The organism is Butyrivibrio sp. NC2007 (assembly GCF_000421405.1).
GTDB lineage: Bacteria > Bacillota > Clostridia > Lachnospirales > Lachnospiraceae > Butyrivibrio.
In genome coordinates, this window is record NZ_ATWY01000023.1 from 1 (window position 1) to 12,297 (window position 12,297).

The following is a 12,297-nucleotide window of genomic DNA, read 5'->3' on the forward strand; positions in this document are numbered from 1 at the left end:
GATTCATACAGATTCCCCCTTTGCTCATTATATCAGCAAAGACAGCCTAATCTGTGTCCACATATCGGAAATGTAATAGATATTTCCAGGAAAGTATATTTTTTTACTGCCCATTTCGTGTCCACGTCTTGAATCTGCTGCAAAAATACTGCCTAAACTGTTTAATGACGTGTCCACTTTCTAGGGTCCATTTTACATGCTTTGCTACGGTCTTTTAGAAGTTTTTGCTTAGGAACAGTAGCCCTCCAAGGACCACACCGATTTCCATTACGGTATATAATGAGTTTTTGCTTAGGGACAGTAGTGCTCTATGAATCACTCATTTTCGACTACGGTATTTTTGAAATTTCCCTTTCAGGACAGTAATGGGCCGCCCATACTCTAAGAAAATATTTGCACAAGGGGTTCTCCCTGCCTCGGCGCGCATCCCTTCCCGGGAGTCCCCTTCTGCCGGCCCCCTTAGTGACCTAAACGCATGAAATGCCAAAACGTCAAGAATGGGCGCTTTTTGCCCACTTGCTTTGTTCTTGACGTTTTGGCATTTCATGCTACAATCCCCGAAAACGGGGGCGGCAGATCATACATCTGTCTATAAAATATTTGAATTGATTAAGTCAGAAGAACCGTCCCTTTGACTTCTACATCTGGCAATAGAATATTTGAATTAATTAAGTCAGTAGAACCGTCCCTTTGACTTCACAGGTTCATGCCGCTTCGTGGCATAACAGAAACCCTTTCCGACGTGGAGTCGGTGTGGGTATCAGTTCATTCATGCAAATGTACTGTTGGAAGATTCCATTCGAAATGCATAGCGAGGAAGCGGAGCAGTACTATGGTTGAGAAACCGAAAAGTGAGCTGATAAGTTCACTTCCTGTAAACTTCCACAAAACTACGGTTACAGCCGCACCTGCGATGCAAGCGATGGCGTATACGTGCTTGACCAGAACGTATGGCACTTTGTCAGCGAGGACATCTCTGATAAGCCCGCCTCCGATTCCTGTTATTACTCCCAGGAATGCAACGAGAAAGAGATTGTCTGAATAATCGGAGTAGATTCCGGCAAATGCGCCATCTACTGTAAAGGCTGCAAGGCCGAGAGTATCAAGCCAGAACAGGAGCTTGTCATATACCGGAGTTATGCCTTTGGGCATGGGCTTTTTGAGATACATGACCACAAATGCAATATTGGCAGTGATGAGAGTGATGATTGTCAGTGAAGGATTTACAAACATCACCGGTGGGATCCTGTCAATTATGATGTCACGGATAAGTCCGCCTCCTGTGGCAGTAACAAGAGCCATCAGGTTTATACCGAACAGATCCATATCTTTCTTGGCTGCAACAACAGCTCCCGAAATAGCAAAGGCTATTAGTCCGACATTTTCGATTATAACCATTATTAGTGAATTCATTTAAGTTTCCTGCTTATTGTTTTTTTTAATCAGCCTTAAAATCATATATGATTTTTGGTCAAATGTAAACTCGATTTGGCTTATCTGTGCATAAATGCGATAATCGGCGATACGTGTTTAATTTATCAAAATTTAAGAAAAGATTCTGACAATTATAATGCGATATTTTGTATAATTATTATGTTATATCAGCATTATTATGTCTTTTCCTAAGGAGGCACATTATGGAAGCCAGAGAAAGAAAAGGTAAGCTTGTTCAAAAACTCATCATTGCAGCAGTTGCTGCTATTGTTGGAGTATCGATTGTGCTTGTAATAATAAGCGCTTTATCAATCAACAATACCTATGATGAGATGGTTCAGGAAGAACTTCTTCTTGCCGTAGAACAGCTTAACAGTGAGATGAGCAACGTATGGGACGGTGAATGGGAATATACTGACGGTGTTCTGACAAAAGGTGGCGAAAACGTCATGGCAGAATACGAAGAGATCATGGATGAGCTCAAGGCCAGTACAGGAGTTGAGTATTCTCTTTTCTATGGAAAAGAGAGAGTCATCACTACTCTTAAGGATTCCAGTGGTGCCAAGGCTGTAGGCTATAATATTTCTGATAAAGTAGCAAGTACTGTTCTGACAAATGGTCAGACCTATTACGCCAAGATGGTGCCTGCAGGTGCTACAGGGAGCTATTTTAGCTACTATATGCCACTTAAGAATGATGACGGAACCATCGTAGGAATGGTTTACTCCGGCAGAGAGAGCGATTCAGTTGACGCCAAGATCAGGGGAATTACAATACAGATGGTTATATTATCCCTGTTAATTGCTATAGGCGTTTCGATAGTAGGTATCCTTGTTGCTAATAAGTCTTCAGGCAAGATGAGAGCAATTGCCGAGGAACTCGGCAATCTTTCCAAGGGTGAACTTAAACTTTCAATTGACAAGTCATCTCTTGATCGAAATGATGAGATCGGACTTCTTGCAGACGGAGCACAGACTCTTTCTCAGAAACTTGGTGAAGTAATCAAGTCCACAATGGAGATGTCTGAGGAACTTAAGAGATCCGGCAGTGAGCTGTCAGAATCAGCGAGTCAGGCATCTGTAGCATCCGGCCAGGTATCCCAGGCTGTGGATGATATTTCAAAGGGCGCTGTAAACCAGGCTGAGAGCGTAGAAACAGCAGCCGGTAATACACAGGATATCGGAAAAGACATTGAAGATGTATCAGAGAACGTACAACAGCTTAACAGCTATGCAAACGAGATGAAGACCTCCTGCGAAGCAGCAATGGAAGCTCTTAATAAGCTAATTGTTCAGAGCAGCGAAGTACAGTCATCGGTTCGTGATATAGGTGCAACCATTGATTCAACCAATGAATCTGCAAAAGAGATCTCCAAGTTCTCAGAGGCTATCACAGAGATCGCATCACAGACCAACCTCCTTTCACTCAATGCAAGTATTGAGGCAGCAAGAGCGGGAGATGCAGGAAAAGGCTTTGCGGTTGTTGCTACAGAGATCGGCCAGCTTGCTGTGCAGAGTAGTAATTCCGCAGAAGAGATCAAAAAGATCGTTGAAAAGCTTGTTGCTGATTCCGAGCAGTCTGTAGAGGTAATGCAGAGACTTAATGCAAGCTTCGAGCAGCAGGAAACACAGCTTGATGATACCAAGGTCAACATGCAGAGCATGGCTGAGAACGTAGATAACGTTTCTGAGAGTACCGACAATATTGCAGAACACGTCGATAAGCTCAATTCAGCCAAGGACAAGCTTGTTGAGATCATTTCCGATCTGTCGGCTATATCAGAAGAAAACGCAGCTTCGACAGAAGAGACCAATGCTTCAATGCAGGAACTCAACGCTACATTTGCTATCATTACAGAGTCTGCAGGAAAGCTGCAGGAACTGGCTACTAACATGTCCGATACGATCAGCTATTTCAAACCATAAAATATAAATAAAATTTACGATTCCCTGACCGCAAAAGCGCATGGTCAGGGGATTTTTTAACGATTTTACGGAATTGACATATATTTAACGTATAGATATAATCAATTTGTAGGATAATTAACAAACAAAGCAATATTTTTGGAGAATGACATGGCAGAAAAAGAGATTTCTCAGGCGGTCATAAGCAGACTGCCCAGATATTTTAGATATCTTGGAGACCTTAAGGAGAGAGGCGTTGAGAGGATTTCTTCTCAGGAGCTTTCCGATATCATGAAGGTCACAGCTTCACAGATCAGACAGGATTTCAACAACTTTGGCGGCTTTGGCCAGCAGGGATATGGCTACAACGTACAATATCTCTACGACGAGATCGGCAAGATCCTCGGCCTTGATAAGCAGCACAGCCTGGTTATCATCGGTGCAGGACACCTTGGCAAGGCCCTTGCAGGTTATACCAATTTCACAAGAAGAGGCTTTGTATTCAAGGGAGCTTTTGATTGCAATCCTGAGCTCTACGGAACCAAGATCCGTGACGTTGAGGTAAGACCTGTTGACGAAGTAGAAGATTTTGTCAGAGACAACAAAATAGAAATAGCTGTTCTTACAATTCCCAAGGAGCAGGCTGTACCTATGGCACACAGACTGGCAAACTGCGGAATCAAGGCTATATGGAACTTTGCACATGTTGACCTTGAAGTTCCTAACAATATTCAGGTAGAAAATGTACATTTATCTGACAGTTTGATGAAATTATCGTATAATATAGATAGGTATGAAAAATCATTAAAACATTAGTGAGAGAATCTGATGGCAAGAGATGATAATGTCTATATGTCTGCGCTGGAGGGCAAGAGTATCCCTATTCTGACACTTGATGACAAGTGGCACCAGCTTTTCACCCAGACTGAGATGACTCCGGAGATAGAGAGTCTTTCCGATGAACTTAATGCATTGGTCGACAGGGACGGCAAGATACGCACAGAGACCAAGAAGATAAAGAAGCTAAAAAAGACGCTTCTTTCAGAGATTGTGCCCCTTCGCGACAAGGCCAACAAATCAGGTGGCAACAATGCAGCGATAGAAAAAGAAATCTCCGAGAGAACCAGACTTATCAATGAATGTAATGAGAAGCTTGATAGTCACAACGACGAGCTTCTGGACCTTTCAAGGCAGATTTATGATGTGGATTACAAGCTCATGATAGAGACCATGAAGGCTTGTTACGATACGCTACACACCAACACCGAGTATATCAAGGGCCTTGATGAGTGGATATCCAAGGTGCGAGTAGAACTCAAGAAAAATGTCATCCATCTGCAGGAAGCAGAAATGGAGAACTACAATCTCTATTCCTACATGCATCAGATCTTCGGGCCGGAAGTTATCGACCTCTTTGATATGAAATATGATCCAAACCGCAGACATCCTATAAGACGACCTCTTGAAGGGAACGAGGATGAATATGTAGAGTGATTGGAAATAATACGTCCCGGTCTGGCTTTTCAGACCGGGGCTTTCGTTTAACAGGGGGGATTGGTATGGTGAATGGTTTTAAATATGCTGTAAATAGCCAGGAAATGAGGATTTACGACAGGAATACGTCGGAACATTTTGGAGTGGCGACGGAAGTACTGATGGAGAGGGCATCTCTTTCGGTTGCAGATGTCATTGATGAGTGGAGAAGCACAAGAGAAGCTAAAAGAACATATAGGGCGCTGGTCATGGCCGGAGTCGGCAACAATGGCGGAGACGGAGTGTGTGTTGCAAGGCTCCTCAAGCAAAGAGGCTATCAGGTGAACCTGTGTGTTGTGGGAGATCCGACTAAGTGCTCGGAGCTTCTTTTAAAGCAACTGGAAATTGCAGAAAACTATGGAATCCATAAGGACACTTTTTCCAACATAAGCTGCAACAAATCCGAAGCGGACTTTGATATCATTGTAGATGGTTTATTTGGTATTGGTCTATCAAGGCCTGTTACCGGAGAATATCTGGATGCTGTCAATTATATAAACAGTTGTAAGAGACAAAGAGATACAGATCTGTTCCTCGTTTCAATAGATATTGCCTCGGGAATAAGTGCTGATGACGGACATATCTGCGGAGCAGCAGTCAGGGCCGATGCCACAGTGACCTTTAATCAGGCAAAGATCGGGCATATCATGTATCCCGGATGTGAATACGCAGGTAAGCTTTTTGTTAAAGATGTCGGCATTACCGAAGATAGCTTTCTTTCTAAGGAGCCGGGAGCCATCTATTACGACGGCAGTGCGAAAGCTCTTTTACCTGAAAGGAACCCTTCAGGAAACAAGGGCACTTACGGGAAAGTGCTGATCATCGCAGGTTCAAAGGATATCAGCGGAGCGTGCATCTTGTGTGCTGGAGCATGTCTTAAGGCCGGAGCAGGGATGGTCAGAGTGTTCACTGCGTCGGAGAATGCAGAGGCGGTAAAAGCTCTTTTACCTGAAGCGATACTTGATACCTACGATAACTTTGAACCTGTGGGAGATAAGCTGATGGCGGCCATGAAGTGGTCAACACAGGCGGTCATAGGCCCGGGAATCGGAACGGAAGGAAAGGGACGCGAGCTTCTTACAGATGTTCTTACCTTTTATGACAAGAGTCTTATTATGGATGCCGATGCCCTGAACCTTATTGCAGAGGATGAGCAGCTCTTCAAGCTTGCAGGTAATTTTGGAAGAGACGGGAAAAGACTTATCATAACACCGCATATGGGCGAGTTTGCAAGGCTGTTTGGAAGCGATATTAGGGACTGCAAGGTGCATATTACCCAGTATCCGTTTGAACTTGCAAAAAAGCTGCACTGCACTGTTATCTGCAAGGACGCCAGAAGTGTTGTGGCTGACATGGGCTCAAAAAAGATATATATTAATGTGAGTGGGAATGACGGAATGGCAACAGCCGGAAGCGGAGATGTGCTGGCCGGAATTCTCGGAGCGCTCCTATCATACGATATGGATGGATTTGAGACTGCAATAGCAGGTGCATACATTCATGGACGGGCAGGAGATGTGGCAGCAAAAGAGATAGGGAAGCACTCGGTGGTTGCTTCGGATATAGCAGCTTCGCTCCCGGAAGTGCTGCGATAAATATTTAAACATTCAAAAGGATGTACTTAAAATGATCACAAGTAACGATGAATATTCACGTGTGGCTGCAAGGATCAGCCTTGGCGCAATTGAACATAACCTTGAGGCTATGAAGAGAAATATCCCCGAAGGGACTAAGATGATGGCAGTCATCAAGACTGATGCTTACGGGCATGGCTCGGTGGAGATAGGCAAGTTCCTCGAGAACAAGGATTATATCTGGGGCTATGCTACAGCAACAGCTGAGGAAGCCTTTGAGCTTCGCGATGCCGGACTTAAAAAGCCTATTCTGATCCTTGGTTATACTTTCCCTTACGCCTATGAGAGGATGCTTACAGAAGGTATCAGACCTGCAGTTTTCAGGATGGATATGGCAAAAGAGCTTGATGAGTGTGCCAAGAAACTCATGGCTGAGGGTGTTTTGAAGGAGCCGGCTCCTATACATCTTGCAGTAGATACAGGAATGAGCAGGATTGGAATAACGCCTGATGAAGACGGAGTGTCTTTTGCAAGAGATGTAAGACTTTTGGAAAACCTGCATATTGAAGGCGTGTTTACTCACTTTGCAAGGGCTGATGAAGAGGACCTTACAAACGCAAGAGAGAGGGAAGAGGTATTTAAGAGCTTCCTTGCGGCCTTCGAAGAGGAGTGCGGATATCGTATCCCTATCAAGCACTGCGCAAACTCAGCCAGCATAATTGCTATTCCGGAGTCTTCAATGGATATGGTAAGAGCCGGAGTTACAATGTACGGAATGTGGCCTTCTGACGAGGTACCCAAGGATATCATAGATCTTAAGCCCGCAATGGAGCTTATCAGCCATGTTGTTATGGTTAAAGACGTTCCCAAGGGAACTCCTGTAAGCTACGGTGGAACCTTTGTAACGGATAAAGATAACACCAGGATTGCAACGATTCCTGTGGGATACGGTGACGGATATCCAAGAAGTCTTTCAAACAAGGGATACGTGCTGATTGACGGACATAGCGCTCCGATTCTCGGAAGAGTATGCATGGATCAGTTCATGGTTGATGTCACGGATATTCCGGATGTACGAGAGGGAGACGAAGTAGTTCTTCTCGGAACGGACAAGAAGTCCGGGGAGACCATTTCAGCAGAGCTGCTTGGTGATATGAGCGGACGCTTCAACTACGAGCTTACCTGCGATATCAACAAGAGGGTGCCAAGAATATACATATAGTCCCCTATAGACTATTGAGACATGTGCTGATATAATCTAAGTATCATCACATGCCTTTTTTATTGGAGGTAATTTACCATGAGTTATGGTGAGAAATCCAAGAAATCAACAATGAAGTATATAAAGGATAAGCAGCAGGAAATAAAGGTACGTTATAAAAAGGATGAATATCTGCTTGAGATTCTTCCTACGATTAAGAGGTCCGGACTTCCTGTCGCAACATATATCAAACTTGCAATCGCAGAAAAAATCGCTTCGGATAAGTCTCATCACGAAGAATTGGAGAAAATATTAGAAGCTGTAAAAAAAGCGACAGTAAAAGAAATACCTGCTATCTTTGATGATGATTGCAGACAAATTATTCTGTTTGGTTCATGTGCAAGAGGCGATTATACTGTTAATTCTGATGTTGATATTGCGATTTTAACAAATAGTGACCGTGAAAAAGCTAAACAGTATAGTAGTCAGGTTGATGATGTTGCAGCAAAAATCGGAATTGATACTACTGCTGTTGTAAATTTCGTCTGCCTTCCCTATAAGGAATATCAGGAAAAGAAAGGATGGTATCCTTTCTTTAAAAACATAGACAAGGATGGAATAGTATTATATGAACGTTGAAAATTTGCGTACATTACAGAGTATGGAACGAATACGAAGTGCATCTGATTATGATGACTTTTATGTAACAAATAAGGCAGAGTGTGAAGAGCAAGTAAAAAAGGCAAAAGATCTGCTGGATAAGATATGTAAGTATCTTGTTGCGGAAGATGTATTATAGTCAGTTGTAGATGTATGGCTTAGAATAAAAAAGATTTCAGTAAATACATTACTGAAATCTTTTTTTTGCATCAGCATATTGCGCGTTGATTTCCTGGAGAGCTGCAGTGTCGCCGTCCATGTTGTCGGGGTGATATAGCTTTACGAGTGATTTGTACTTCTTATCTACGCTTTCACGGCTGGTGCAGCCGGCAAAGAAGTCGAAGGTTGAAGAGGCTACAGGCTCGCGATAGCGCTCCTGTCTGGGATCGTCGTAGTCGTCCTCAAAGTCCTCGTCTTCATAATCTTCGTCTTCGTAGAAGTCTTCGTCCTCATCCTCATCTTCATAGAAGTCTTTCCCGTCTTCATAATCTTCATCACCGTAGAAGTCTTCATCATCATCGTATCTGCCGCGGCGATCATCATAATAATCGTCTTCGTAATCCTCATCTTCATAGAACTCAGCGCGTTTATCGCGTCTTCGACTGCGTTCTTCCTCTTCAAGCTCTTTATTTCTGCGCTTCATCATCTTGTCGTACTTGCGCTCCTCGTGCTTTCTTCCGGCTTCCGGGAAGAGGCGGTAATACCTGCCCATGAACTGGGCAAGGAAGTTCTTTCCAAATAATGCCATAAGAACATAGAGTACAGCATCAATTACCATTCCGATAAACAGGACATTTCCGTAAGAGGCAAAAACCGAGATGAGTAGTAGCACGCATACTACAGGAAGGAACATGAGAATGGTCAAAAGCAGCAGTGCAATATAAGCAGCCTTTCCCTTATAGGAGTGGACATTGAACATCCACCAGCGGAAGAGCTCTGCGAAGATTGCGGTAGTGACGTGCCTACCTCTGTCCAGCATTGGTGTTGCCTGCTGAGCAATCTCGCCGCCCTCGGGAATGTTACCCACAATACTGTTGAAGCCACCAAAGAGCATGAATATATTCACAATAAATAGCAGGAAAAAGACAATGCAGGTGACGGGAAGGGCTGCAAAAAAGAGCTTAACAACCTTAAGTAAGCTCTTAAGAAACCATGAGATAAGCGAAAAGAACGCCTTTAAAGCATATAAAATCGCAGTAGTAACTGCGTTGATGATCATTGTAAGAAATGAAACCATTTTGCCTCCAATCAATACTTTCTCAATTATAAGAAAAATGTGTCATGTTCACAAGTGAGTCAGTGGGGACGTTTCAGTTTGACTCATTTTGTGAAGCAAAATGAGTCAAACTGAAACGTCCCCACTGACTCACTTTACGTAGATACAGCTTTTCTCATATAATTAAGACTACAGAAACGAATAGAAACATCGGAGGATAACAATGACACAAAAGCTTGGAATAATAGCCCTTGAATCAGCAGCAGACATAGGAAAGAAGGTCAATGAAACATTAAAGAAATGGCGCGGAGAGGACTTTCTGATCGGTTGTGAGTGCCCGAGATTTAACAGCGGAGAGGCAAAGGGAATAATAAGAGAATCTGTCAGGGATAAGGATATCTACATAATTGTTGATGTCTGCAATAATTCCCTTACTTATAATATGGACGGAGAGCCAAACAGGATGTCTCCTGACGATCACTATCAGGATCTTAAGAGGATAATAGCAGCATGTAACGGTAAGGCTTACAGGATAAGCGTTATAATGCCTTTCCTATATGAGAGCCGTCAGCACAGAAAGACCATGCGCGAGTCGCTGGACTGCGCTGTGATGCTCAAGGAACTTGAGGCAATGAGAGTTCATGATGTTGTGACGTTTGATGCACATGATCCCAGGATGCAGAATGTAGTTCCTCTTAAGGGAATTGAAAACATCTCGCCTGCTCTTCAGTTTTCACAGGCTCTTCTTACGGAATACGATGATATTATCATCGACAAGGAACATCTGATGTTTGTTGCACCGGACGAGGGAGCAACCGAGAGAGTAGTATTTTTGGCTTCCATCTTTGGCGTGAATATCGGAATGTTCTACAAAAGAAGAGACTATTCTACGATAGTTAACGGTCAGAACCCAATCGTTGCGCATGATTTCTGTGGCGGAGATGTATCAGGTATGGACGTGGTAATTGTAGATGACATGATAGATTCCGGCGGAAGCATGATTGATGTTTCCAGGCAGCTCAAGGACAAAGGCGCAAAAAGAGTATTTATTTTCTCAACCTTTGGCCTGTTCTCAAGGGGCTTTGATAAGTTTGACAAAGCATATGAGGAAGGCGTTTTTGACCGCATGTTTATCACGGACCTTATCCATCAGAAGCCTGAGTTATTGCAGAAACCATATTACTGCAACGTCAAGATGGGAAGATATATAGCAGCAATAATAGATACCATGAATAATGGCGACAGCCTGCGTGCCATCGTTAAACCGGCGGAAAGAATCAAAGAAACTATAGAAAACTATAAAAAGAATAAGGCATAATATGCAAAAATGTGGTATAGTGTAATTTGACTTATTTTGCAAACCTATTTAGCAGGAGGAATTATTATGGAGGGTGGTCCCTCTTCAGACAGTATTATCGCCTTTTTTGTCATTCTCATAATTGATTTTCTGATACAGGGCTTTGGTATGGCTCTTGACCATGTCAGCAAGGACGAGATTGAGAAAAAGAGCCTTGAGAACAAGGACGGTGTTAGCAGCAAGCTCCTTAAGCTCCTTGAGAACGAGACTCGTCATATAGAAGCGATGCAGCTTCTTACCATTATTTTAAATATGGTTCTTGGAGTTTTATGCGTTCTTAATCTCAGCAGCTTTTTTGCCAGGACCTTTGCATTTTCTCAGAGCATGGTAACATGCGCACTTGTCACCATCCTTACAGGTATTCTGGTGGCGGTTCTGATCATGAGCTTTGGAGTAATAATCCCAAGAAGGCTCGCTGCGAGAAACCCTGAGAAATGGGCTTACGGCTGCTATTATCCAACAAGCGTTTTCAGAGTGATCCTCTATCCGCTGGTTGTGTTATCAGATATCATATCAAGCGGAGTACTCTACCTGTTTGGTATAAGAGGAGATGACAAGCTCGTAGATGTTACCGAGGAAGAGATCAAGTCCATGGTAACAGAAGGTCAGGAGCAGGGCGTTATTCAGGAATCTGAGGCAGACATGATCTCCAATATCTTCGAGTTCTCCGACAAGGAAGCTCAGGATATCATGACCAACAGAAATGCCATGGTAGCCATTGATGCCAACAGCTCCCTTAAGGAAGCTGTAGACTTCATGATGGACACCAACAACTCAAGATTCCCTGTCTATCTTGATGATATTGACCACATAATAGGAATCATGCACATAAGAGATGCCATGAAAAAGCTTGCTGACAGCACGGACTCAGATCTTCCCATCAGGAAGATAAAAGGACTCCTAAGACAGCCTAAGTTTGTTCCCGAGACCAGGAACATTGATTCTTTGTTCCACAGCATGCAGTCTTCTAAGACTCAGATGGTAATTGTCATCGATGAGTACGGACAGACAGCAGGTCTTGTTTCCATGGAGGATATCCTTGAGGAAATTGTAGGAAATATCATGGATGAGTACGATGAAGAGGAGAACTACGTAAGACCTACCAAGAACGCAGGAGAGTTTACGGTAGATGGCAAGACCCCTCTTGAGGTACTTGAGAAGAAATTCAAGATCTCTTTTGGAGAGAGTGAGTTTGAAACCCTCAACGGATACATCATATCCAAGCTCGACAGGATACCTGAGAGCGATGAGGACTTTGATGTAACAGTAGATGGCTATAATTTCAAGATTCTTTCAGTTCAGAATCACATGGTTACAAGCGTTCTTCTGACCAAATTGCCGGAAGAAGCGCCTGCTGAAGAAGAAAAAGAATCAGAAATAGCAAAATAGATTAACAAGTAATACGAAAGGAAGTTTTT

Annotated in this window: 10 protein-coding genes; 8 read left to right on the forward strand and 2 right to left on the reverse strand. The window is 43.2% G+C overall.

The window, feature by feature from the left end; all coding sequences use genetic code 11:
• Positions 1 to 765: 765 nt before the first annotated feature.
• On the reverse strand, positions 766 to 1,413 hold the full coding sequence (locus tag G632_RS0115820; protein ID WP_022770434.1) for a trimeric intracellular cation channel family protein: 648 nt from the start codon (positions 1,411 to 1,413) through the stop codon (positions 766 to 768).
• Positions 1,414 to 1,637: 224 nt separating this feature from the next.
• Here G632_RS0115820 and G632_RS0115825 point away from each other — a divergent pair, with 224 nt between their 5' ends.
• The 6 genes from G632_RS0115825 to G632_RS0115850 all read left to right on the forward strand — a co-directional run bounded on the left by G632_RS0115825 (position 1,638) and on the right by G632_RS0115850 (position 8,285).
• Positions 1,638 to 3,359, forward strand: coding sequence for a methyl-accepting chemotaxis protein (locus tag G632_RS0115825; protein WP_022770436.1), 1,722 nt, complete (start codon positions 1,638 to 1,640; stop codon positions 3,357 to 3,359).
• 150 nt (positions 3,360 to 3,509) lie between these two features.
• On the forward strand, positions 3,510 to 4,154 hold the full coding sequence (locus G632_RS0115830) for a redox-sensing transcriptional repressor Rex (RefSeq protein ID WP_022770437.1): 645 nt from the start codon (positions 3,510 to 3,512) through the stop codon (positions 4,152 to 4,154).
• Positions 4,155 to 4,166: 12 nt separating this feature from the next.
• Positions 4,167 to 4,832 carry a hypothetical protein gene (locus G632_RS0115835; RefSeq protein ID WP_022770438.1) on the forward strand — a complete coding sequence of 222 codons (666 nt, stop codon included), beginning with the start codon at positions 4,167 to 4,169 and terminating at the stop codon, positions 4,830 to 4,832.
• 65 nt (positions 4,833 to 4,897) lie between these two features.
• Entirely contained in the window at positions 4,898 to 6,466 is a 1,569-nt protein-coding gene (locus G632_RS0115840) for a bifunctional ADP-dependent NAD(P)H-hydrate dehydratase/NAD(P)H-hydrate epimerase (protein ID WP_022770440.1), read from the forward strand.
• Between the two features lie 31 nt (positions 6,467 to 6,497).
• On the forward strand, positions 6,498 to 7,667 hold the full coding sequence (alr, locus tag G632_RS0115845) for an alanine racemase (RefSeq protein WP_022770441.1): 1,170 nt from the start codon (positions 6,498 to 6,500) through the stop codon (positions 7,665 to 7,667).
• A 78-nt stretch (positions 7,668 to 7,745) separates the two neighbouring features.
• Complete coding sequence (locus G632_RS0115850) at positions 7,746 to 8,285, forward strand: nucleotidyltransferase domain-containing protein (RefSeq protein ID WP_022770442.1); 540 nt, start codon at positions 7,746 to 7,748, stop codon at positions 8,283 to 8,285.
• Positions 8,286 to 8,493: 208 nt separating this feature from the next.
• On the opposite strand, the gene G632_RS21490 is transcribed toward G632_RS0115850, so the two are convergent.
• Positions 8,494 to 9,543, reverse strand: coding sequence for a hypothetical protein (locus tag G632_RS21490; protein WP_022770445.1), 1,050 nt, complete (start codon positions 9,541 to 9,543; stop codon positions 8,494 to 8,496).
• 202 nt (positions 9,544 to 9,745) lie between these two features.
• On the opposite strand from G632_RS21490, the gene G632_RS0115865 reads away from it, so the two are divergent.
• Positions 9,746 to 10,840 (forward strand): ribose-phosphate pyrophosphokinase, encoded by a 1,095-nt coding sequence (locus tag G632_RS0115865; protein WP_022770447.1) that lies wholly within the window; start codon positions 9,746 to 9,748, stop codon positions 10,838 to 10,840.
• Between the two features lie 66 nt (positions 10,841 to 10,906).
• Complete coding sequence (locus G632_RS0115870; RefSeq protein ID WP_022770448.1) at positions 10,907 to 12,268, forward strand: hemolysin family protein; 1,362 nt, start codon at positions 10,907 to 10,909, stop codon at positions 12,266 to 12,268.
• The last annotated feature ends 29 nt before the right edge of the window (positions 12,269 to 12,297 follow it).